This window comes from Cellulosimicrobium sp. 22598 (genome assembly GCF_052044445.1).
GTDB classification, from domain to species: domain Bacteria; phylum Actinomycetota; class Actinomycetes; order Actinomycetales; family Cellulomonadaceae; genus Cellulosimicrobium; species Cellulosimicrobium cellulans_G.
Genome location: NZ_JBQEMZ010000012.1, coordinates 19,197 through 41,298, shown reverse-complemented (window position 1 = coordinate 41,298; position 22,102 = coordinate 19,197). Strand labels below are relative to the sequence as shown.

The 22,102-nt window shown below is 74.8% G+C and carries 18 protein-coding genes; 9 read left to right on the top strand and 9 right to left on the bottom strand.

Translation table 11 applies throughout. The features are described 5' to 3' along the window. Positions 1–42: 42 nt before the first annotated feature. The 4 genes from ACTJIY_RS14060 to ACTJIY_RS14045 all read left to right on the top strand — a co-directional run bounded on the left by ACTJIY_RS14060 (position 43) and on the right by ACTJIY_RS14045 (position 5,276). A complete protein-coding gene (locus tag ACTJIY_RS14060) occupies positions 43–786 on the top strand; it encodes a DUF4956 domain-containing protein (RefSeq protein ID WP_440674705.1) in 744 nt (247 codons plus the stop codon). After that, positions 783–1,667, top strand: a complete 885-nt coding sequence (locus ACTJIY_RS14055; protein ID WP_440674706.1) for a polyphosphate polymerase domain-containing protein — start codon at positions 783–785, stop codon at positions 1,665–1,667. The genes ACTJIY_RS14060 and ACTJIY_RS14055 overlap by 4 nt, the downstream gene beginning before the upstream one ends. Beyond that, positions 1,667–3,718 (top strand): carbohydrate-binding domain-containing protein, encoded by a 2,052-nt coding sequence (locus ACTJIY_RS14050; RefSeq protein WP_440674707.1) that lies wholly within the window; start codon positions 1,667–1,669, stop codon positions 3,716–3,718. The genes ACTJIY_RS14055 and ACTJIY_RS14050 overlap by 1 nt, the downstream gene beginning before the upstream one ends. Positions 3,719–4,451: 733 nt before the next feature. Beyond that, positions 4,452–5,276, top strand: coding sequence for an NAD-dependent protein deacetylase (locus ACTJIY_RS14045; protein ID WP_440674885.1), 825 nt, complete (start codon positions 4,452–4,454; stop codon positions 5,274–5,276). A gap of 93 nt (positions 5,277–5,369) precedes the next feature. Here the strand turns inward: ACTJIY_RS14045 and ACTJIY_RS14040 are convergent, their stop codons facing one another. After that, on the bottom strand, positions 5,370–5,801 hold the full coding sequence (locus ACTJIY_RS14040; protein WP_440674886.1) for a nucleoside deaminase: 432 nt from the start codon (positions 5,799–5,801) through the stop codon (positions 5,370–5,372). Between the two features lie 373 nt (positions 5,802–6,174). Here ACTJIY_RS14040 and upp point away from each other — a divergent pair, with 373 nt between their 5' ends. The 3 genes from upp (at position 6,175) to ACTJIY_RS14025 (ending at position 8,710) form a co-directional block, all read left to right on the top strand. After that, positions 6,175–6,810: a uracil phosphoribosyltransferase gene (upp, locus tag ACTJIY_RS14035; protein ID WP_253054094.1), complete on the top strand. Its 636-nt coding sequence runs from the start codon at positions 6,175–6,177 to the stop codon at positions 6,808–6,810. Positions 6,811–7,138: 328 nt separating this feature from the next. After that, positions 7,139–7,825 (top strand): winged helix-turn-helix domain-containing protein, encoded by a 687-nt coding sequence (locus tag ACTJIY_RS14030; protein ID WP_440674809.1) that lies wholly within the window; start codon positions 7,139–7,141, stop codon positions 7,823–7,825. Positions 7,826–7,987: 162 nt separating this feature from the next. After that, a complete protein-coding gene (locus ACTJIY_RS14025) occupies positions 7,988–8,710 on the top strand; it encodes an NAD(P)-binding oxidoreductase (protein ID WP_440674810.1) in 723 nt (240 codons plus the stop codon). Positions 8,711–8,759: 49 nt separating this feature from the next. Here the strand turns inward: ACTJIY_RS14025 and ACTJIY_RS14020 are convergent, their stop codons facing one another. Beyond that, positions 8,760–12,770 (bottom strand): sigma-70 family RNA polymerase sigma factor, encoded by a 4,011-nt coding sequence (locus ACTJIY_RS14020; protein WP_440674812.1) that lies wholly within the window; start codon positions 12,768–12,770, stop codon positions 8,760–8,762. 175 nt (positions 12,771–12,945) lie between these two features. Here ACTJIY_RS14020 and ACTJIY_RS14015 point away from each other — a divergent pair, with 175 nt between their 5' ends. Continuing rightward, positions 12,946–13,743 carry a hypothetical protein gene (locus ACTJIY_RS14015; protein WP_253054102.1) on the top strand — a complete coding sequence of 266 codons (798 nt, stop codon included), beginning with the start codon at positions 12,946–12,948 and terminating at the stop codon, positions 13,741–13,743. Positions 13,744–13,849: 106 nt separating this feature from the next. Here ACTJIY_RS14015 and ACTJIY_RS14010 read toward each other — a convergent pair whose 3' ends face one another. Next, positions 13,850–14,158 carry a DUF1540 domain-containing protein gene (locus ACTJIY_RS14010; RefSeq protein WP_047234443.1) on the bottom strand — a complete coding sequence of 103 codons (309 nt, stop codon included), beginning with the start codon at positions 14,156–14,158 and terminating at the stop codon, positions 13,850–13,852. Positions 14,159–14,367: 209 nt separating this feature from the next. Here ACTJIY_RS14010 and ACTJIY_RS14005 point away from each other — a divergent pair, with 209 nt between their 5' ends. Next, positions 14,368–15,096: a phosphotransferase family protein gene (locus ACTJIY_RS14005; RefSeq protein WP_253054104.1), complete on the top strand. Its 729-nt coding sequence runs from the start codon at positions 14,368–14,370 to the stop codon at positions 15,094–15,096. A 22-nt stretch (positions 15,097–15,118) separates the two neighbouring features. On the opposite strand, the gene ACTJIY_RS14000 is transcribed toward ACTJIY_RS14005, so the two are convergent. The 6 genes from ACTJIY_RS14000 to ACTJIY_RS13975 all read right to left on the bottom strand — a co-directional run bounded on the left by ACTJIY_RS14000 (position 15,119) and on the right by ACTJIY_RS13975 (position 22,013). Further along, a complete protein-coding gene (locus tag ACTJIY_RS14000) occupies positions 15,119–15,520 on the bottom strand; it encodes a heat shock protein transcriptional repressor HspR (protein ID WP_440674888.1) in 402 nt (133 codons plus the stop codon). A 142-nt stretch (positions 15,521–15,662) separates the two neighbouring features. Further along, entirely contained in the window at positions 15,663–16,655 is a 993-nt protein-coding gene (locus ACTJIY_RS13995; protein WP_253054106.1) for a DnaJ C-terminal domain-containing protein, read from the bottom strand. Positions 16,656–16,815: 160 nt separating this feature from the next. After that, complete coding sequence (gene grpE / locus ACTJIY_RS13990; protein WP_440674814.1) at positions 16,816–17,472, bottom strand: nucleotide exchange factor GrpE; 657 nt, start codon at positions 17,470–17,472, stop codon at positions 16,816–16,818. After that, a complete protein-coding gene (gene dnaK, locus ACTJIY_RS13985) occupies positions 17,469–19,352 on the bottom strand; it encodes a molecular chaperone DnaK (protein WP_237840560.1) in 1,884 nt (627 codons plus the stop codon). Before dnaK ends, grpE begins: the two co-directional genes overlap by 4 nt. Positions 19,353–19,512: 160 nt before the next feature. Further along, entirely contained in the window at positions 19,513–20,910 is a 1,398-nt protein-coding gene (locus ACTJIY_RS13980) for an alanine--tRNA ligase-related protein (RefSeq protein ID WP_440674816.1), read from the bottom strand. 155 nt (positions 20,911–21,065) lie between these two features. After that, positions 21,066–22,013, bottom strand: coding sequence for a cold-shock protein (locus ACTJIY_RS13975; RefSeq protein ID WP_440674818.1), 948 nt, complete (start codon positions 22,011–22,013; stop codon positions 21,066–21,068). Positions 22,014–22,102: the final 89 nt, after the last annotated feature.

Sequence of the window (22,102 nt, the reverse complement as noted above, 5' to 3'; positions counted from 1 at the left end):
TCCTCGACCACGGCGCCCAGCGCCCCGGCACCCGGAGGCCTCGTGTCCCAGCCCGTCCTGTACCTCGTCGACCTCGTCGCGGTCACCGTCCTCGCGTTCGGCCTCTACTTCCCGCGTCACCGGCGACGCGACCTCGTGGTCGCGTACCTCGGCGTCAACGTGGGGGTGCTCGCGGTCGCGGCGACTCTCGCGACGAGCAGCGTGGGCGCCGGGCTGGGGCTCGGGCTCTTCGGGGTCCTGTCGATCATCCGGCTCCGCTCGACCGAGCTGTCCCAGACCGAGGTCGCCTACTACTTCGCTGCTCTCGCGCTGGGCCTCCTCGGCGGCCTCGGCGCGACGACCGGTTGGCTGTCCCTCGCGGGCACGGCGCTCGTCGTCGGCGTGATGGCCGTCGTCGACCACCCGCGGGTCCTGCGCCGCGCGCAGAGCCAGAGCGTCGTCGTCGACCGCGCCCTCACCGACCGCGCCGAGCTCACCCGCCACCTGGAGGAGCTGCTCGGCGCCGAGGTCCGCGGGGTGAGCGTCCAGCGCCTCGACCTCGTCAACGACACCACCTGGGTGGACGTCCGCTACACCGAGCCGCGCGCCGGCCGTCGTGCGACGCCGGCTCCTGCCCCGGCGGCCGCCGCGCCCCTCCTCGTGCCCGACGCCGTGCTCCCGGCCCCGCGCGAGGCCGCGCCCTTCGCGCCGGTCGCCCAGGCGATCGCGCCGACGCCTCCGACCCCGGCAGGGGCCACGACGCCCGGCCCGGCAGCCCGGCCCGAGCGGACCGAGGCGCGCGCGTGAGCCCCCGGACCGTGACGGCCGACGACCGCGTCCGCGCCGTCCTCTACCCGCTCGACGGCGTCGGCCTGGACGAGCTCGTCGACGCGGCCGCGCTGCTCACCCGGGTCGACCGCAAGTACGTCCTGCCGGTCGACGACGCGGTGACGGTGCTCGACGCGCTCGCCCGGACCACCCCCGCTCGCGTCCTCGAGATCGACGGCGCGCGCAGCTCGGCGTACGAGTCGGTGTACTTCGACACCCCCGACCTCGCGTCGTTCCGGCTCACCGCGACGCGCCGCCGTCGGCGGTTCAAGGTCCGCACCCGCACCTACCTGGACTCGGGCGCGAGCTTCCTCGAGGTCAAGACCCGCGCCGCGCGCGGCACGACGCTCAAGCAGCGCGTCGCGCACGACGGGTGCCCGACGGCGCTCGGCGCCGACCGCACGTTCGTGGGCCGGACGCTCGCGGCCGAGGGCATCGAGGGCGTGCCGGAGCACGCGCTCGCGCCCGGCCTCGTGTCGCGGTACCGCCGCACGACGCTCCTGCTCCCCCGGGCCGACGGCGCCGCGCGCGCCACCGTCGACACGGCCCTCACGTGGGAGCTCGACCAGCCGGGCGCGCACGCGCCGCTCACGTGGACGGTCCCGCACCTGGTGGTCGTCGAGACCAAGGGCGGCTCCACGCCGTCCGACCTCGACCGCCTGCTGTGGCGGCACGGCCACCGGCCCGAGCGGATCTCCAAGTACGGCACCGGTCTGGCGCTCCTGCGCCCCGACCTTCCCGACGGCCCGTGGCGCCGCGTGATCCGCCGCCACCTCACCCCCTCCCCCGACGCGACCGCGCCCGCGGGGACCACGACCCCTCCCGCCCGCACCCCCGGGCACGACGACAGGAGCCTCTGATGCGCATCCGCCGACCCCTGACCACCCTGGCCGCCGCCGCGGCGGCCGCCGTCCTCGCGAGCTGCTCCGTGCTGGGGAGCGGCGCGACCACCGACACCGCCTCGACCGACACGAACGCGACGACCACCGCGAGCGTCGTCTCGGACGCCGTCGCCGGGCTGACCCCCGACGAGGCCCGCGCCGACAACGCCGAGGTGACGGTGGACGACGCCGACCTCGCGTACGACGAGTCCTCCGCGGTGACCGTCGCGCTGGACGGCGACACCGCCACGGCGGACGGCGACGGCGTGACCGTCGACGGCTCGACAGTCACGATCACCGCCCCCGGCACGTACGTGCTCAGCGGCACGCTGGAGGGGCAGGTCGTCGTGGACACCGCGGAGGACGGGCTCGTCCAGCTCGTCCTCGACGGCGCGGACATCACCGCGACGACGAACGCCGCCGTGACCGTGCAGGACGCGGAGAAGGTCGCCGTGATCCTCGCCGACGGCTCCACCAGCAGCCTCACCGACGCCGAGACGTACTCCGCCCAGGACGCCGACGGCGAGCCCGACGGCGCGCTGTTCTCGACGGCCGACCTCGTGATCGGCGGCGACGGGGCGCTCACCGTGACGTCGCACGCGAACGACGGCATCGTCTCCAAGGACGGCCTCGTCGTCGCAGGCGGCGAGCTGACGGTCGACGCAGGCGACGACGGGCTCCGCGGCAAGGACTACCTGGTCGTCACGGGCGGCACGCTCGACGTCACCGCCGCGAAGGACGGGCTCAAGTCGACCGAGGACGGCGACGAGACCCTCGGGTTCGTCGACGTGCGCGGCGGGTCGATCACCATCGCGTCGGGCGACGACGGCGTGCAGGCCGTCACCGACGTCGTCGTCTCCGGCGGGACGCTGTCCGTGACCGCCGCGGGCGGTGCGGGCGCGGCCGTCGCCGAGGACGCCTCCGCGAAGGGCCTCAAGGGGGACGTCGGCGTCGTGCTCGGCGACGACGCGACGGTCACGGTCGACTCCGCCGACGACGCGCTGCACTCGAACGGCTCCGTGTCCGTCTCGGGCGGGACGGTCGAGCTGTCGTCCGGCGACGACGGCGTCCACGCCGACGGCGACGTCACCGTCTCGGGCGGCGACCTCGCCGTCACGACGTCCGTCGAGGGGATCGAGGGCGCGGCCATCACGATCTCGGGCGGCGACGTCGACGTGACGGCGAGCGACGACGGCCTCAACGCGACCGTCGGCTCGACCGCCGACGACACGGCGACCGGGACCGACGACGCGACGAGTCCCGACAGCGCGACAGGTGGCGAGCCCGCGGCCGGCTCGGTGCCCGACGGGACCGCGCCCGGATCGTCCGCGGACGGCACGATGCCCGAACCTGCGGACGGCGCCGCGGCCGCCGGCACCCCGCCGGAGATGCCGGCAGACGGCCAGATGCCGGAGCCCCCGCAGGGCGGCGAGCTCCCCGACGGCGCCGAGATGCCCCAGGGCGGCCCCGGAGGCGCGGGCGGCGGCATGGGTGGCGGGATGGACGCCGACGACGGCTCGACGCTCACCATCTCCGGCGGCACCCTCACCGTCGACGCCGGCGGCGACGGGATCGACTCGAACGGGTCGCTCACCGTCACGGGCGGCGAGATCGTCGTCCAGGGACCGACGAACGACGGCAACGGCGCGCTGGACGTCAACGGCACGTTCACGATCAGCGGCGGCTCGCTCGTCGCGGCGGGCAGCGCGGGCATGGTCGTCGTGCCGTCGACCGACTCGGAGCAGGGCTGGATCGCGGCGGACGTGTCCGCGAGCGCCGGCGACACCGTCACCGTCACGGCCGCCGACGGAACCGTCCTCACGGAGTACGCGGTCACCAAGGACACCGCGAACGTCGTCGTCTCCTCGCCCGACGTGACGACCGGCGAGACCTACACGGTGACGACTCCTGCAGGCTCGACGACCGCCGTCGCAGGCGAGTGGACAGGCAGCGGCATGGCCGGGCGCCCCGGTGGCCGCCCGGGAACCCAGGACGGCGCCACGACCCAGGACAGCACCACCGAGTCCTGACCCGACGCCGTCCGGACCCGACCGCCATGCCCGGTGGCCACCACGGCCACCGGGCAGCACACCGCCCGCCGAGGTAGAGCCCTGGTCGCGCGAGGTAGAGCCCCGGATGCGCGGTAGAACCCTGGTTGCGCGAGATAGAGCCTCGGTTGCGTGAGGTAGACCCCTGGTCGAGCAGTCGTGCCGTGCTTGGGTCCAGCGCAGCCAGGCGCGTGCACGACGACGGTCAATCGCCCACCACGGTCAGCTCGTCGTCTCGCACGACGGCGTGACCGACGGGCGCGGCCAGAACTGCGGCAGCCTTCGGCGGAGGCGAGGCGAGGCGAGGCGAGGACAAGCCTCGCACCGCGGGCGGTCGCCAATGGTGATCGAAGACCAGGGCGAGATGACGCCGGGCGGGGTGGGTGGTGGTGCCGCGTCGTGGCGGGCCTGGCGGGAGCCGCGAGGAACGAGCGGCGGAGGGTAGACGCGGCACCACCACCCACCCCGCCACCCAAGGTGACCAGACCGCCGTCGAACACAAGAACCACGGCTCTACATCGCGGGCCGTCGTACCGTGGGAGGCGTGCCCACCGACCCGACTCCCCCGCGCTCGACCGACCCCTCCCCCACCTCCCCCGCGCACGTGGCGACGTCGTCGGCGGACCTGCCGCGGTCGACCGTCCCGACCCTGACGCCGCGGCTCGCGTGGCGCCCGAGCCAGCCGCCGCCGTCGGGCACGGAGCCGGAGCCGCCGCTGGGGACGGCGGAGGACGCGGTGCGGCTCCTGCGCGGGCTGCGGGTGACGGCGCTGACGGGCGCGGGCCTGTCCACGGACTCGGGCATCCCGGACTACCGCGGTCCGGACTCGCCGCCGCGCAACCCGATGACGTACCAGCAGTTCGTGCAGGACGAGGCGTTCCGGCGCCACTACTGGGCGCGCAACCACGTGGGCTGGCAGCACGTGCACCGCACGCAGCCGAACGCGGGCCACCGTGCGCTGGCCCGGCTGGAGGACGCGGGCGTGCTCGTGGGGCTGATCACGCAGAACGTGGACCTGCTGCACGAGGACGCGGGCAGCCGGAACGTCATCGACCTGCACGGCCGGTACGACCGCGTGATCTGCCTCCAGTGCGGGCGCGTCATCTCGCGCGAGCACCTCGCGGACCGGCTGACGGCGCTCAACCCGGGGTTCATCGAGAGCATCGGCGACGTCGCGGACGTGGAGATCGCGCCGGACGCGGACGCGGTGATCGAGCAGACGTCGCACTTCCGGCCCGCGCCGTGCGAGTTCTGCGGCGGGGTGCTCAAGCCGGAGATCGTGTACTTCGGGGAGAACGTCCCGCGCGAGCGGGTGGAGCGGGCGTACGCGATGGTCGACGAGGGGGACGCGCTGCTCGTGGCGGGGTCGTCGCTGACGGTGATGAGCGGGCTGCGGTTCGTGCGGCACGCGGCGAAGGCGGGCAAGCCGGTCGTGATCGTCAACCGCGGCTGGACGCGCGGCGACCCGCTCGCGACGCTCAAGGTCGACGCCGGCACCACCGAGACCCTCACGACGCTCGCCGCGGCCCTCCCCCGCTGACGCCGAGCACGACACGAGCCCGCGTCGAGCACGACATGAGGGTCGTCATCCGCTCGATCACGACCCTCATGTCGTGTTCGGCGGGGGTCAGCGTCAGCGCTGGGTCGCGAAGAAGGCGCGCAGGAGGCGGGCGCACTCGTCCTCGCGGACGCCGCCGACCACCTCGACGGCGTGGTTGGCGCGCTGGTCGCGCACGAGGTCCCAGACGGAGCCGGTCGCGCCGGCCTTGGGGTCCCACGCGCCGAGCACGAGCCGTTCGACGCGCGCGAGGACGAGCGCCCCGGCGCACATGACGCACGGCTCGAGCGTGACGACGAGCGTGCAGCCCTCGAGCCGCCACTCCCCGTGCGTCGCGGCGGCCTGCCGCAGCGCGAGCACCTCGGCGTGCGCGGTCGGGTCGCCGGTCTCCTCGCGCCGGTTGCGCCCCACGCCCAGCAGCCGCCCGTCCGGCCCGACGACGAGCGCCCCCACGGGCACGTCGTCGCTGGCGAGCGCGTGGGTCGCCTCGTGCAGCGCGAGCCCCATGAGCGCGTCCCAGACCTGGCGGCGCCCCGCGACGGTCCCGGGCGGGAACGTCCCGTCCGCCCACGGCAGGTCGAGCCCGCGCGGCTCCGGCGTGCCGCCGACCGCCGTCGTGCCCGTCGGCCCTTCGGTGCCCGACGCCGTCCCCGCGCCCGGGTGGGCGGGGTCGCCGGGGCGAGCGACGTCGTCGGGCACGGGACCTCCGGTGTGTCAGCGGCACGTCGCGGCGTGCTGCGACGAGAGGCTGACACCTCGGTGGCACGGAGAGCTGTCAGCGTCTCACCAGGCTATAGACCGGTGTGGCGCTGACAACTCGCGCACGGCGGGTGGTTACCGGGCGGTACGGGAGGGCTCGCGGTCGGATACCGTTGTCGCCATGCGCCTGCACGTCGCCGACCACCCGCTCGTGGCCCACAAGCTGACCGTCCTGCGGAACAAGGAGACGGCGTCCCCGACGTTCCGGCTCCTCGTCGACGAGCTGGTCACGCTGCTCGCCTACGAGGCCACGCGCGACGTGCGGGTCGAGCCGCACGAGATCGAGACGCCGGTGACGACGACGATCGGCGTGCGCCTCGCGGAGCCGCGTCCCCTGGTCGTCCCCATCCTGCGGGCGGGCCTGGGGATGCTCGAGGGCATGACGCGCCTCCTGCCGACGGCCGAGGTCGGGTTCCTCGGCATGCAGCGCGACGAGGAGACGCTCGAGGCGGTCACGTACGCGAACCGCCTGCCCGACGACCTGACGGGTCGGCACGTGTTCCTCCTGGACCCGATGCTCGCGACGGGCGGCACGCTCGTGGCCGCGATCGACTACGTGTTCGCGCGCGGTGCGCGGGACGTCACGGCGGTCTGCCTGCTCGCGGCGCCCGAGGGGATCCAGGTGCTGGAGAACGCGGTCGGCGACCGCGTGGACGTCCAGCTCGTGGTCGCCGCGGTCGACGAGCGCCTCAACGAGAAGGCGTACATCGTCCCGGGCCTCGGCGACGCCGGGGACCGCCTCTACGGCGTCGTCTGACCCCTCCCACCTGGGCGGACGCGCGCGACCGAGCCCCCGGTCGCGACGGCCCCGCCACCGCCCGCGCCCGGAACGCGAGACTCCGCCCGTCCGCATGATGAGAAGTTGCCGGGCTCCTCTTGGCGTACCGCGCGGTGCACTGCCATGCTCGCTCCCGTGAGCACCTCGACCCGTCCCGCCAGCGCGCCGTCCGGCGCGCTCCCGGGCGCGGTCATGTGCGTCTGTTGTCAGGCCTGAACCCTCTCCCGCACCTCGGTTCAGCCCTCGACCCCTGCCGACCCGCCGGTCTCCCGGCGATGCCGTCGGCCCGACGCACCCGGAGCCACCCATGACGCTCACCGCTACCCGTCCCGCCCGCCGCACCTCGTCCCGCGCCGCCGCGCCCCGGGCCCTCGGTCCGCAGCACCCCGCCGCGCCGCGCACCGCGCTCGCGCCGGCCCGCCCGGCCGCCACCGACCCGGCCACGCCGCGCCGCAACCCGGGATTCGTCCTCTACGTCGGCGTCGACGCGGCGCCGGGCGAGCAGCCGCAGGCCCAGCTCGTCGAGCTCGCCGAGGCGCTCGGCGAGCTCGCCCGCGACTGGCTGCCGAGCGCCGAGACGTACACGGCCCTCGCGCTCGCCGAGCCCACGACCACGACGTCGTCGCCCGTGCAGGACATCGCGGCGTTCCGCGAGCGGCTCGCGACCCTGTCGCCCGTGCCGCGCGTCGTCATCGACCCCGCGGGCCGCACGGTCACGGTCGAGGGCAGGTCGGCGCGCCTGACGTTCCGGGAGCTCGAGCTCCTGTCGTACCTCGCCCGCACGGCGCACCGCGTCGTGACGCGGGCCGAGCTGCTCGAGACCGTGTGGGCCGACCACGAGGTCGCCGCGGGCAGCCGCACCATCGACGTCCACGTGCGACGCCTGCGCGAGAAGCTCGGGCTGGAGCACGTCATCACCACGGTCCGCGGGCTCGGCTACCGGTTCGACCCGCAGACCCCCGTCGTCCTCGGCGGCACGGGGGACGCCGCCTGAGGACCCGCGCTGCCGGGCCACGGTCGACGTGGGGGTACGTGGGGGACCGCGCGCCCGGCAGCGCAACCCCCGCCCTGGGAGCGCCCGGCGTCCCTGCCCAGATGCCCCGGGACGACGTCGCTTCACCGGGCGCGGACGCCCGCACGGCGATACGTTCGGCCCATGCGCACAGTCATCGCGGGAGGTCACGGCCAGGTCGGCCGTCGCCTGGCCCGGACCCTCGTGGAGCGGGGCGACGACGTCGTCGCCTTCGTGCGGTCAGCCGCGCAGATCACGGACCTCACCGAGCTGGGCGCGCACGTCGCGCTCATCGACCTCGAGAAGGACGACGCCGTCGCGGTGTCGTTCGAGCTGGAGGGCGTGGACGCGGTCGTGTTCGCGGCCGGCGCCGGTCCCGGGAGCGGAGCACCGCGCAAGGACGCGGTCGACCGGGCGGGCGCGGCCCTGCTCGCCGACGCCGCCGAGCGCGCGGGCGTCGGGCGCTACGTCCTCGTCTCCTCCCGCGGCGTCGAGGCGGCGCATGCCGACGAGCGTCCCGACGACGTCGACGACGTGTTCTGGGCCTACCTGCGCGCCAAGGCGGCGGCCGAGGACGACCTGCGCGCCCGCGACGGCCTCGCCTGGACCATCGTGCGGCCCGGCCACCTCACCGACGACCCGGGAGTCGGCCTCGTCGCGCTCGCGCCCGTCGGGGACACGGACAAGCCGCGCGGCAAGCGCCGCAAGCCCGGCGCAGCCGTCGGGGAGCGCTCGGACGTGACGCGCGACGACGTCGCGCTCGTCCTCGCCGCGGTGCTCCACGAGCCGCGGTCCGCCGGGCTCGTCCTCGACCTCGTCGGCGGCGACACGCCCGTCGACGACGCCCTCGAAGGCGTCCTGCCGTAGGGCGGACCCGCTCACCCGTCGCGTCGCCGCTCGGGGCGACCGACGCTCGTCAGCCCTCGCCGCAGCGCTCCCCGCGCTCCCAGAAGAGCCCGATCAGGTCGCGGTCCGGTCGCACGAAGGCGCTGCCGTTGCGCGCCGTGTAGTTCCAGCCGTCGTAGGAGACCTCGGCGTCGTGGTCGTACCAGACGCCCGCCTGCCACTCCGGGGCGCACTCGGCCACGGCGGTGAAGCCCTCGACCTTGAGCTGCTCGGTCCACGAGCGCGTGTGGACGACGTACGTCGCGCCGGACCAGGGCGCCTCGCCCAGGCTCTCGGTGCGCCGCTCCCCGGCTCCGACGGTCCACTCGCCCTTGGCGTGCCCCGTCACCCGGAACGTCACCGGGACGTTCGACCCGGAGTTGTCGAGCAGCACCGACACCGCGCGGTACGAGTGGCCGCGCCTCGCGTCGTAGTACGGGTCGCCGAGGACGAGGCTCGCCGCCGGCTGCTCGACGGCGCAGTCGACCGCGTCGAAGCGCACCGGGAGCGTCTCGGTGAAGGGCACCCCGAGGACCGTGCGCGACAGCACGAGCTCGACCTTGCCGGCCTTGACCGCGAGCGCGCCCGTCGCGAGGTCGGCGCCCGTGCTCGCCCCGGGGGCGACGTCGCCCAGGTCACGGTCGCCGAACGGCGTGCGCGCGACGACGTGCATCGCCTCGGTCGAGTCGTTGCGCAGCCCGACGGAGAGCACGACCCCGCCCGCCCCCGGGGCGCACTGCGCGGACACCGTCGGGGTGGCCGACCAGTCAGGCTGGTAGCCGGCACCCTGGTACCGCGCGGTGAGGCGCGCGTCCGCGAAGGGCGTGCCGAGCACGGTGCGCGACTGGCGGAACGTGACGGCGCCGGCCTTCACGTCGAGCGCTCGCGTGTCCACGGTGAGGGTCACGGTCGCGCCGGGCGCGACCTGCTGCGCGGGAGCCGAGTCCCCGTAGCCCGCGGCCGACATGACGACGTCGATCGTCTCGGGCGAGTCGTTGGTCAGCGTGCCGACGATCTTCACCGACCCGTCCTGCCAGCCGGCGTCGACCGTCGCCGAGGTCGCCCACCGCGGGTCGTACGTCACGGCGGCGTAGCGGGCCTCGACCGTCGTCGGCGCCGGGCCCGCAGGCGCCGCGCGCTCGACCGTGAACGTCGCCGTCCCGGCCGGGACGGACAGCGCCTTCGCGTCCACGGTGAACGTCGCGTCCGCGCCCGGGGCCACGTCGACCGGTGCGGCGTCACCGTGCGGCGTCGACATCCCGACGCGGAGAGTGGTCGTCGAGTACGGGTTGTGGAACGTGCCCGTCACGACGGATGTCCCGACCCCGGCACCGGACGGCACCGCCCAGGCCGCCGTCGCGCGCGCCGCGCCCGTGACCGGCTTCCAGTCGAAGCAGTCGATCGCCGGGTGCTCGCCGGCGACGATCTCGTGGGTGAACTGCTGCCCCGCCACCGTGGTCGAGAGGACGACCCGGGCGTCCCCGGCGGGCAGCCAGCCCCCGGTCCCGCCGCGCAGGTCGACGCTCCGTCCCGGGGCGACCGGAACGGCGTCCTGGGCGGTGCCGGCGACCACGAGGGCTGCCCGGAGATCGCCGTAGGCCGTGCGATTCGTGAAGGGGACCGTCACCGATGCGGCACCGGCCTCACCACGGGCGCTGCACTGCACGCGCAGGCCGTCCCCGTCGACCCCCGACGCCGCGCCGTCCCACGGCCGGGCCACGTCGACCGAGGCGTCCGCGCTCCCGGCTCGCGCGTCCGGGGCCGTCCCGCGCAGGCGGACCACGGCCTTCTCGACCGCCCGGTCACGGTCCGCGACGAGCGTCAGCGGGACCGTGGACGCGGCGCCGGGTGCGAGGCTCGTGCCGGAGGGGGCGGCACACGTCACGCTCCGACCCTCGTCCGTGGCGCACGTCCAGACCCCGGCGGACCCGCCGGCGAGGGTGACGCCGGACGGGAGGTCGACGGCGAGGCGCGGCTCGACGAGCGGCTGGTCACCGCTGTTGCGCACCACGACGCGCAGGACTCCCTCTCCCGGGTTGTCCAGGCGCAGTCCGTCGGACGGCGCCACGACGCGGACCTCGGGCCCGTAGTACCGGACGGGCGCCGACGGGAAGGTCCACGGCTTCGCCGGGATGCCGGTGGCGCGCACGGACGCGGCGAAGGGCGGGTAGTCGCCCCCGGACTCGGCCTCGACGCGGACGACGAGCTCCTGGCTCTCTCCGGGGTCGAGGATGCCGACCGAGCACGTGACCAGGCTCGTCCCGTCCGGCTGGGGCACCGCGCTGCCGCACGGGAGCGAGGCCGCGGACAGGGGGCTGCCGACGACGGTCCCGCGCGCGACGAGCGACGAGCCCGGGGTCGTCACGCCCGCCGGGAGCGTGAGGTCGACGAAGACCTCCTCCGCCGCTCGACCGCCGGTGTTCGAGGCGGTGATGACGAGGTCCGCGGGGACGCGCGCCGCGAGCGTGACCGGGGCGAGCGACAGCTCGAGGGCCGCCGGCGCGGGCTCGGGCGTTCCCGTGCCCGGGTCGGTCGGCCCGGGCGTGCCCGTCCCGGGATCGGTGGGCGCAGGCGTGCCGGGGCCGGTGGACCCGCCCGGCGTCGTCGTGCCCGGCGTCGACCCGACGGGCGTGGAGCCGTCGGTGGACCCGCTACCGGTCCCGGTCGTGTCGCCCGACCCGGCGGTGGTCTGGTCGGTCGGGGCGGGCGGGATGTTCGTGGGCGACGTCGGGTCGGTGGTGGGGTCCGGCGTCGTCGTGGTCCCCGTGGTCGGTGACGCGGACGGGGACGGGGAGGACTGCGAGGTCGGGGTGGGGGCCGGGTCCGACGAGAACGCGCCGAGCGCGCCCGCGACGCCGAGCCCGGCGACCGTGAGCACGCCGACCGTGACGGCGGCCGCGGCGAGCGGCGCGGACGTGACGAGCGCGACGAGCCCACCGGCACCCGCGGCGGCGAGCGCGCCGCTGCCCGCGGCGGCGCCTCCGGCCGCCGCTGCCGCCCCGCCGACGGACGCCGCGCCGGCCCCGACCGCGGCGCCGGAACCACCGGCCGCGCTCGCGGCCGCTCCCGCGCCCCCGACGGCACCGGTGCCCGCCGCGCCACCACCGGCGCCCGCGCCCGCACCGCCGGACCCGCCGGCCGCACCGGACCCGCCGGCCGATCCCGCGCCACCGCTCGACGAGCCCTGCAGGGCGGCACCGACACCGCCGGCGACGGCCGCGCCGCCGACCGTCGGGAGCGCCGTCCCGACGAGGCCGAGCGCGCCGACGCCGAGGACCAGGGGGGCGATGACGGCGCGCATGCCGTGCGACACGTCGCCCAGCTCCAGCACGAGCGCGCGGCACTCGCCGCAGCCGTCGAGGTGCGACTCCACGCGCGCCGTCTCGCGCTTGGCGAGCCCGCCGCGCACGTACGACCCGAGGAGCGCGTTGACCGTGCGGCACTCCTCGGCGGGCACGGACGTCAGGTGCTGCTGGAGGTACGCCTGCCGCAGCCCCTCGCGCGCGCGGTAGGCGAGCGCGGAGACGCCGTTCGCGGTGAGACCCAGGATCGGCGCGATCTCGGCCGGGGAGAGGTTCTCGACCTCCGTGTACCAGAGCACGGCGCGCCACCGCTCGGGGAGGTCCTGGTAGGCGCGCGTGACCGTCGAGCGCTCGAACCCCTCGAGGGTCGGGTCCTCGGTGGACGCCATGGGACCGAACGCCGTCTCGAACGTGCGCTCGTCGTCCGTCGGCTGGGTGCGCCGCGCGCCGTTGACGAGGTCGTAGGAGAGGCGTCGGACGACGGTGAAGAGGTAGGCGCGGAAGGTGACGTCGGGCCCGCCCCCGCCCTGCAGGACGGAGAGCGTGCGGGCGAACGCGTCGGAGACGACGTCGTCGGCGTCGGCGGTCGAGCGGACGTACTGGCGCGCGACCGTCCGGGCCGCGGCGGCGTGGCGCTCGTACAGCGCGCCGTAGGCGCTGGTGTCGCCCTCGCGCACGGCGGAGATGAGCTCGGCGTCGCTGAAGGCCTCGCTCCACACCCGTTCCTGCGCCTGCGTCATGTCACCCGCCCCGGAGACCGCCCCGATCCGAGGCGTACGGTGGCCATAGTAGACGCCCGTCCAACTTCGGGGCAGAGGGCGTCCGGCGACGGAACGGTAACGGCCGGAGTCCTCCCCGTTCGCCCGATTTCACCTCGGACCCCGCGTCCCGGAAACTTCTTCGCCGACTCGCGTCATGGATCGGCCGCTCGTCCGTCTCATCGACATGGACCACCTCCACGGGTACACCGTGCCCGCTCCCGACGCGGTACGCGAGCGCTGGCGTCGCGCGAGCGCCGAGAGCGTCTGGCTGCGACCGGGCGACTGGTACCACCCTGCCGTCGACGCCCTCGCCGAGGCGCTGTGCGAGGAGCGGGACGGGACGCCGGCCGCCGAACGGCTCGGCCGGGTGCGGGCCGAGGCGGGGGTCGGGATCGGCGAGGCCATCGACGACGTGGTGTGCCTGTACCGGGCGCACGACCGCGAGCCGGGGACCGACCTGCTCCGCGCGGTCGCGGTCGGGTGGTCCGACGGCTACGAGGCGACCCCCGTGACGCCCGAGGTCATGGACCCCGAGTCCGGCCTCGCGACGTCCCAGTACCTGGTCCAGCGGCTCCGGGAGACGTACGGCGTCGCCCAGCGCGCCGGGGTCGACGCCGCCGCGACGCACGGCCTGCTCGTCGTGGACGTCGCGCTCGACCACCTGACCGGGTGGCAGCGCTTCGCGCGGTCGGCGGCGATGGGTCGCGCGCTCACCCACACGTTCGGCGACGGCCACCCCATGGCCTCGCTCGGCAACGGGCTCTTCGTCGTGCTCGGGGAGCGCGGCGCCGACGACGACGCGCTGCGCACCGTGCTCCGCCACAACATCGAGCGCACGGGGCTCGCGCTGGGCGTCACGGCGATCCTGCGGCGACCGCCGCGCGTCTGGGCCGAGCCGCTCCCCCGCACCCACGCCGCTGCCGTCCAGCTGCTCGACGCGCTCCAGCGCTGAGGCACGACGACGCCCCGGCCGCGCGGGCGAGCGCGCGGACGGGGCGTCCGGGGGCGTCTGCGGCCGGTGGGTGACCGGCCGCCTCCGAGGAGGTCGAGGTCGCGCGTCAGCGCGGGGTGAAGGTGAGGCAGTCGGCCTTGTCCTCGCCGGACGCGCCGGCGCCCACGCGGATCGACGGGGCCGAGCACTCGAGCGAGGAGTTGTGGACGCACTCGGTGCGCTGGCACGCCCCGACGTGCGCGAGCACCTTCTCGAGGCCGCCCTTGGTCCCCAGCGGGATGAAGGTCGCGCACTCGGCGTCGCCCGCGTGACCGGCGATGGTCACCGCGCCGGCGTGGCACCCGTGGTCGTGGTTGTAGCCGCAGCCGTCGATGGAACACTCGACGACCTGGGGCATCTCCGTGAGGCTGCTCATCGCGATCTCCTGTTCTCCGAGGACCCGTGGCGGGCCGGGCTTCCACGTCCACGGTATTCCCGGAATTCTGCGGTGTATAGCAAGGAAGGCCTTGCTAAGAAATGCAGAAATATCCATCAATTAGCGCACGGCATTCTTGCGGAAATGCCTGACCAGGGCTGATGCCGCGGCCCTCGTCAGGAGGGCAGGAGAGGCGTAGCGTCGTTCTCATGGCCCCCTCGCTCGGCGCGCCGCTGTTCTCGGGCGCCGACGCCGACCTGTACGCGGTCGGCGCCGACCGCGTCCTGCGACGCTCGCGCTCGGGGGCCGACTCGGTCGGCACCGCGGAGGTGATGCGGCACGTGCGCGCCGCGGGCTTCCCGGCCCCGCGCGTCGACGCCGCGTCGGACGGCGACCTCACCATGGAGCTCCTGCGGGGCCCGACGCTCCTGCAGTCGATCCTCGGCGGCCGGACGTCGCTCGCCGCGGCGGCCCGGACCCTCGTCGCGCTGCACGACGCGCTGCACGCCGTCCCGCCCCCGGCGCGGGGCGGACCCGCGTACGCCGCGCTCACCGCGCCGTCGCCCGCGGCCCTCGACGAGCCCGCCGCCGGGCGGTCGTGCGTCGTGCACCTCGACCTGCACCCGGCGCACGTCGTGCTCACCGCCGACGGCCCCGCCGTCCTGCACTGGACGAACGCCCGGCTCGGACCGCCCGGACTCGACCTCGCCGTGACCGCCGTCGTCCTCGCGGAGGTCGCCGCCGACGAGGACGACGAGCTCGCGCCCGGCGCACGGGTCCTGCTGGACGCGTTCCTCCACCTGGCCGACCCGGCGCTCCTGCGGCACCTCGACGCCGCCGCGCGGACCCGCGCCGCGGACCCCGGCCTCGACCCCTCGGAGGCCGCGCTCGTCCCGGCCGCCGCGGCGCTCGTCGCGCGCGAGGCGCGCCGGAGCTGAGACCTGGGCGGAACGGCCGAGGTCAGGACCCCGCGTCGTCGGGCCGGGGCCGCCAGATGACGAGCGCGCGTGCCTCGCCGTGCTCGACGAGCGTCTCGCGCAGCGCCTCCTCGACCCCGCGGCGCACGCTGCGCCCGCGCGGCACCACGACGACGTCGCCGCTCGCCGCCGCCGCGAACACCCGGCCGCCGGGCTCGACCCGCGCGGAGAGCGCCTCGATGCGGCGCTCCAGCCGCTCGACCTGCGACTCGAGCGCGAGGATGCGCTGGATGCCCGCGAGGTTGATGCCCTCGTCGTGGCTGAGCCGCTGTACCTCGAGCAGCTTCGCGACGTCGCGCAGCGAGTAGCGCCGGCCGCGGCCCGCGGTCCGGCGCGGCACGACGAGGCCGAGGCGGTCGTACTGGCGCAGCGTCTGCGGGTGCATCCCCGCGAGCGTCGCAGCCTGGGAGATGACGAGGACGGGCGCGTCCTGGTCGACGTCGCTCGCCGGAGCCCGTCCGACGCCCCGTGGTGAGTCCTCGCCGACCGAGAAGCTCTGAGTCTTCCGGTGGGCCATCACGGCCCTCCTACTCCGCGGCCTGGCGGACCAGGTCGGCCCGCACGTCCTGGCCGTCCGTCTCGGCCGCGAACGTCTCGACCGCCTCGCGCGCCGCCTTCGAGAGCTTCTGCGGCACCGCGACCTGCACGGTGACGAGCAGGTCGCCGGTCGCCTTCGCCGTCTTCACGCCGCGGCCCTTGACGCGCAGCGTGCGACCGGACGGCGTCCCGGCCGGGACCTTGACCTTGACCGACGCGCCGTCGAGCGTGGGCACGCTGATCGTCGCCCCGAGCGCGGCCTCGGCGAACGTCACCGGGACGGTCGCCCGCAGGTTGTTCCCGTCGAGCGAGAACACCGGGTGCGGGGTGACGTGGACGGTGACGACGAGGTCGCCGTCGGGACCGCCGGCCATGCCCGGGCGGCCCTTGCCGCGCAGCCGGATCTTCTGGCCGTCGCGCACGCCCGGCGGGATGCGGGTGGTGACGTTACGACCGTCGACCGTGAAGGTGACGGTGGACCCCTCGACCGCCTGGCGGAACGGGAGGGTCGTGGCCGCGGCCACGTCCGCCCCGGCCCGCGGGCGGGGCCCGCCGCCGAACTGCTGCGCTCCCGCGCCACCGAACATCGAGCCGAGGATGTCCTCGAAGCCGCCCGCGCCCTGGCCGCCGGTCGAGTAGCGGACCCGGGTGCCGCCCGGGCCGCCGCCGCCGAACATGCCGCCGAACACGTCCTCGAACCCGGCGCCCCCGGCGCCGCCGGGGCCCGCGGAGAAGCGGGCACCGCCGCCGGCCATCGCCCGGATCGCGTCGTACTGCTCGCGCTCCTTGGCGTCCGACAGCACGGCGTACGCCTCGCCGATCTCCTTGAACTTCGCCTCGGCGCCCGCGTCACCCTGGTTCTGGTCGGGGTGGTACTTGCGCGCGAGCTTGCGGTAGGCCTTCTTGATCGTGGCGTCGTCGGCGTCCTTGGGGACGCCGAGCGCGGCGTAGAAGTCCTTCTCCATCCAGTCCTGTCCGGTCACGGCGCCTCCCTCCTGTCGGTGGTCGTGGTCCTGGTCCTTCGTGTCGTGCCTGCTGTCGATGCTGCTGCTCGTGATCCTCGCGTGCCCGACGGCGGGGCGCACCTCCGCGCGGGAGGTGCGCCCGCGCCGTCGGGCACGCGGGGGACGCCGGTGGTCCCGCCTACTGGGGGCCGACGACCGAGACGCGCGCGGCGCGCACGACACGGTCCCCGATCCGGTAGCCCGGCTCGATGACGAGGTTCACCGTGGTGGCGGTGGCATCGGGGTCGGGCTGGTGCATGAGCGCCTCGTGGACGGTGGGGTCGAACTCGTCCCCGACCGCGCCGTAGCGCTCGATCCCGAACTTCTCGAGCGACGCGTCGAGCTTGTCGGAGATGGCCGCGAACGGCCCCGTCAGCTCGCCGTGCTGCCGCGCGCGGTCGATGTCGTCGAGGACCGGGAGGAGGGCGGTGAGCACGTCCTCGATCCCCTTCGTGCGCGCGGCCTCCTGGTCGCGCAGCGACCGGTTGCGGTAGTTCGTGAAGCTCGCCCGCTCGCGCTGGAGCGCGTCGAGGTGCTCCGCGGCCTCGGCCTTGGCGGCCAGGACGGCCGCGTCGACCTCGGCCTCGTCGGACGGCTCGAAGTCGAGGCCCGCGAGCGGGTCCGTCTCCGCGTCGTCCCCGGCCGAGCCACCGGCGGAGCCGGCGCCCGCGCGCGGGCGGCCGGTCTCCGGGTCGACCTTGCGCTTGTCGGTGAACTGGAACGGCTTGTCCTCGGGGCCCTGACCGGGCTCGCGCCCGGCCTGCTCCTCGGGGCCCCGGTCCTCGGGGGACGTCACTTCTTGTCGTCCTCGTCGTCCACGATCTCGGCGTCGACGACGTCCTCGTCCGGAGCGGACGTCGCACCCGCGGCCGCGGTGGCGTCGTCCTGCGCGGCGCCGGGGTTGCCGGCGGCCTGCTCCTGCTCGGCCGAGGCGTAGAGCGCCTGGCCGATCTTCTGCGAGGACGCGACGAGCTTCTCGTGCGCGGTCTTCACGGCGTCGGCGTCCTCGCCCTCGAGCGCGGACTTCACCGACGCGATGTCGGCCTCGACCTCGGTGACGACGTCGGCCGGGAGCTTCTCCTTGTTCTCGGAGACGAGCTTCTCGGTCGAGTAGACGAACGCCTCGGCCTGGTTGCGGGTCTCCGCCTCCTCGCGACGCTTCTTGTCCTCGGCCGCGTGCTCCTCGGCCTCCTTGACCATGCGGTCGATGTCCTCCTTGGGCAGCGCCGAGCCGCCCGTGATGGTCATCTTCTGCTCCTTGCCGGTGCCGCGGTCCTTGGCGCCGACGTGGACGATGCCGTTCGCGTCGATGTCGAAGGTGACCTCGATCTGCGGCACGCCGCGCGGGGCCGGCGCGATGCCGGTCAGCTCGAACGTGCCGAGCGGCTTGTTGTCGCGCGCGAACTCGCGCTCGCCCTGGAACACCTGGATGAGCACCGACGGCTGGTTGTCCTCGGCCGTCGAGAAGATCTCGCTGCGCTTGGTCGGGATGGCCGTGTTGCGCTCGATGAGCTTGGTCATCACGCCGCCCTTGGTCTCGATGCCGAGGGACAGCGGGGTGACGTCGATGAGCAGGACGTCCTTGCGGTCGCCGGAGATGACGCCGGCCTGCAGGGCCGCGCCCACGGCGACGACCTCGTCCGGGTTGACGCCCTTGTTGGGCTCCTTGCCGCCCGTGAGCTCCTTGACGACGTCCGTCACGGCGGGCATGCGGGTGGAGCCACCCACGAGCACGACGTGGTCGATGTCGGAGACGGAGACGCCCGCGTCGGAGATGACCTTGTGGAACGGGGCCTTCGTCCGGTCGAGGAGGTCCTGCGTCATCTGCTGGAACTGGGCGCGCGTGAGCTTCTCGTCCAGGTGGATGGGGCCGTTCTCGCTCATCGAGAGGTACTGCATCGAGATGGTGGTGCTCGTCGCGGACGAGAGCTCCTTCTTCGCCTGCTCGGCGGCCTCGCGCAGACGCTGGAGCGCGATCTTGTCCTTGGACAGGTCGACGCCCGAGCTGTTCTTCACCTGCTTGATGAGGTGCTCGACGATGCGGTTGTCCCAGTCGTCGCCACCCAGGCGGTTGTCGCCCGAGGTCGCGCGGACCTGGATCGTGGAGAAGTCGTCCTCGTCCTTGCCGACCTCGAGGAGCGAGACGTCGAACGTGCCGCCGCCCAGGTCGAAGACGAGGATGAGCTCGTCCTCCTTGCCCTTCTCCAGCCCGTACGCGAGCGCGGCCGCGGTGGGCTCGTTGACGATGCGGGTCACGTTGAGGCCTGCGATCTGCCCGGCGTCCTTGGTCGCCTGGCGCTCGGCGTCGTTGAAGTACGCCGGGACGGTGACGACCGCGTCCGTGACGGGCTCGCCCAGGTACTCCTCGGCGTCGCGCTTGAGCTTGCCCAGGATGCGCGCGGAGATCTCCTGCGCGGTGTACTTCTTGTCGTCGATCTCCACCGACCAGTCGGTGCCCATGTGGCGCTTCACCGAGCTGATGGTGCGGTCGACGTTCGTGACCGCCTGACGCTTGGCGACCTCGCCGACGAGGACCTCGCCGGTCTTGGAGAAGGCGACCACCGACGGCGTCGTGCGCGACCCCTCGGCGTTCGCGATGACGGTGGGCTCTCCGCCCTCGAGGACGGCCACCACCGAGTTGGTGGTGCCGAGGTCGATCCCGACTGCTCGTGCCATGTGTGCTGCCTCCGTTGTGGATGGGGTGCCCGACGGCGCACGCGCGCCCGGGCACACCGGGTTGAGTCTGCTTCACTCAAGGTAGGCACCGGGTGCACTCGCGCGCAAGCCCGATCACCAGAACTTGAGTCCATCAGGCTCAACCTTCACCCAGGGCGAACTATTCCCCGCTCGTCGCGGCCGCCCGCGAGCGCGCCCGCTGGCGCTCCCGCTGCAGCGCGTAGCCCTCCCGCCAGTCCGGGGCGAGGGCCATGCCACGGCGCCGGACCTCGTCGACCGACAGCTCGACGGGGAAGCCCCAGGTGTCCGCCAGCACGAACAGGTCGTCCCCGGTGACCGTCGCGCCCCCGAGCTTCTCGAGCTCCCGGAGCCCGCGGTGCACCGTGCGACGGAAGCGCGACTCCTCGTCGCGCAGGACCGTGCTCAGCTCCTCGCGCTGCGCGACCAGGCCCGGGTAGCCGTCGCCGTACGTCTCGGCCACGACGGCGACGAGGTCGTCGGCGAACCGCTCGTCCAGGCCGAGGTGGAGGGCGTGCACGACCGCCCGGCGGACGAGCCGCCGCAGGACGTACCCGTGCGCCTTGTTGCTCGGGCGCACCCCGTCGGCGGCGAGGAACGTCGCGGCCCGGACGTGGTCGGCGATCACGCGGAACGGGCGCGGGTCGTCCTCGTACGCGCGACCGCTGAGCGACTCGAGCCGGTCCACCAGCGGGCGCAGGAGGCTCACGTCGAACACGTCGGCGGTCGCCAGGGCGGCCGCGGCGATGCGCTCGAGCCCGCCCCCGAAGTCGATGCTCGGGTCGTCGAGGGGGACGAAGCCCTCGGTGGTCCGGCGGTAGCGCATGAACACCTGGTTGCCGATCTCGACGAACCGGCCCCCGTCGCTCGCGGGATGGGGCTCACCGGCCGCCGGGTCGTGGTGCTCGGGGCCGAGGTCGTAGAAGACCTCCGAGTCGGGCCCGCACGGGTCTCCCACCGGCGTGCCCTCCAGGCCGCCTCCCCGGCTCCACCAGTTCTCCTCGGCGTCGTAGAAGAAGACGCGACCGCCGCGCGTCCCGTCGCGGTCGCCGTCCGCGCGGGAACCCACGTCCACGAGCGGCGCCTCGATCCCGTGCTCGGCGAACACCGTGACCCAGGCGCGAGCCGCCGCGTCGTCACGCGGGATCCCGTGCTCCGGCGCCCCTCGGAAGCACGTGACGTACAGCCGCTCGAGGTCGACGCCGACCTGCGCGAGGAAGTCGGCGAACCACCGGATCTGCTGCTCCACGTCGGCAGACCCCAGGCTCCAGTTGCCCAGCATCTCGAAGAACGTCGTGTGCCGCCGGTCCCCGACCTCGTCGATGTCCTGCGCCCGCACGCACGGCTGCGAGTCGACCAGGAGACGCCCCGCGTCGTGCTCCCGCACGCCCAGCAGGTAGGGCATCAGCGGCTGCATCCCGGCGCCCGTGAACAGCGTCGTCGGGTCGTCGCGGAGCACCAGGGGCGCTCGCTCGATCACGGCGTGCCCCCGGGAGGCGAAGAACTCGAGATAGGCCGCGCGGATCTCCTGGGCGTTCATCCGACGACCCTAGGGACGGCGTCCGCGGTCTTCCAGGGCATATCGTCGACGACGGGCGACGGCTCTCGCGCGACGAGGCCGCTCGGGCCGGTCAGGCCCGACGCCGGCCGCCGGACGGGGTGGGGTCGGCGCGCGGGCACCGACCCCACCCGCGCTCACAGCAGCTCGACGCGGTCGGCCTGCGGGCCCCGGTCGCTCTGGCGCACCGCGAACCGGACGCGGTCGCCCTCCTCCAGGACCTCGTCGCCCCGGACGACCGACACGTGCACGAACAGGTCCTCGCCCCCGGCGTCGGGCGTGATGAACCCGAAGCCACGGTCCGCGTCGTAGCGCGCGACGGTGCCCTCGCCCCCGCGCACCGGCCTGCCGGACCCGCTCGGGCGACCGGAGCGGTCCACGCGGCCGGGTCGACCGCGGTCGGCGGACGGGCGCGCGCCGCCGGAGCCGCGCACGAGCTGCACGTTGCGGGCGTTGGGCCCCTTGTCCCCCGCGACGACGTCGTACGTCACGCGCGCGCCCTCGGCGAGCTCGGACAGGCCGTGGCCGAGCGCGCTGACGTGGACGAAGACGTCGTCGCCACCGCCGTCGGGGACGACGAATCCGAAGCCCTTGACGTCGTCGTACCAGGACACGGTGCCGTCCGCGCCGTCGGACGCCGGACGCGCGGCCTCCGCCCCGAGCGGCAGCAGGTGGTCGGCCTGCGGACCCTTCTCCCCCTCGACGACGAGGAACGCGACCCGCTGCCCCTCCGAGACCACGCCGCCCCCGACGATCGCGGAGCTGTGGAGGAAGATCTCGGCGCTGCCGCCGTCGGGCGTCACGAAGCCGTACCCCTTGCTCGGCTCGTACCACGCGACGGTGCCGAGCACGCCCAGGGGTGCGTCGACAGCCCGGTCACCCGTGACACGGACGCGGCGCGCCTGCGGGCCGCGGTCGCCCTCGCCCACCTCGAACTCGACGGCCTGCCCCTCGCGGAGCTGCTTCGGTCCGTCGTCGCCGACGATCTCGGACGCGTGGACGAACAGGTCCTCCGCCTCGTTCCCGAGGTCGATGAAGCCGAACCCTCGGTCGGCGTCGAACCATCGGACAGTTCCCTGGGGCACGGAGTACTCCTCGTCTTGGCAGGCAGTGCTGCCACCCATTGTCCCCCAGGTCTCGGCGCCCCACCGCGCGCCGCCCTTGACGAACCGCC

What these genes read in the sequence shown, in the direction of transcription:
- upp (WP_253054094.1), top strand. Translation starts at nt 6,175, where the DNA reads ATGCGCCTGCACGTCGCCGACCACCCGCTCGTGGCCCACAAGCTGACC.
- ACTJIY_RS14030 (WP_440674809.1), top strand. Translation starts at nt 7,139, where the DNA reads ATGACGCTCACCGCTACCCGTCCCGCCCGCCGCACCTCGTCCCGCGCC.
- ACTJIY_RS14005 (WP_253054104.1), top strand. Translation starts at nt 14,368, where the DNA reads ATGGCCCCCTCGCTCGGCGCGCCGCTGTTCTCGGGCGCCGACGCCGAC.
- ACTJIY_RS14010 (WP_047234443.1), bottom strand. Translation starts at nt 14,158, where the DNA reads ATGAGCAGCCTCACGGAGATGCCCCAGGTCGTCGAGTGTTCCATCGAC.
- ACTJIY_RS14015 (WP_253054102.1), top strand. Translation starts at nt 12,946, where the DNA reads ATGGATCGGCCGCTCGTCCGTCTCATCGACATGGACCACCTCCACGGG.
- ACTJIY_RS14020 (WP_440674812.1), bottom strand. Translation starts at nt 12,770, where the DNA reads ATGACGCAGGCGCAGGAACGGGTGTGGAGCGAGGCCTTCAGCGACGCC.
- ACTJIY_RS14000 (WP_440674888.1), bottom strand. Translation starts at nt 15,520, where the DNA reads ATGCACCCGCAGACGCTGCGCCAGTACGACCGCCTCGGCCTCGTCGTG.
- ACTJIY_RS14040 (WP_440674886.1), bottom strand. Translation starts at nt 5,801, where the DNA reads ATGGGGCTCGCGCTGCACGAGGCGACCCACGCGCTCGCCAGCGACGAC.
- dnaK (WP_237840560.1), bottom strand. Translation starts at nt 19,352, where the DNA reads ATGGCACGAGCAGTCGGGATCGACCTCGGCACCACCAACTCGGTGGTG.
- ACTJIY_RS13980 (WP_440674816.1), bottom strand. Translation starts at nt 20,910, where the DNA reads ATGAACGCCCAGGAGATCCGCGCGGCCTATCTCGAGTTCTTCGCCTCC.
- ACTJIY_RS14050 (WP_440674707.1), top strand. Translation starts at nt 1,667, where the DNA reads ATGCGCATCCGCCGACCCCTGACCACCCTGGCCGCCGCCGCGGCGGCC.
- ACTJIY_RS14025 (WP_440674810.1), top strand. Translation starts at nt 7,988, where the DNA reads ATGCGCACAGTCATCGCGGGAGGTCACGGCCAGGTCGGCCGTCGCCTG.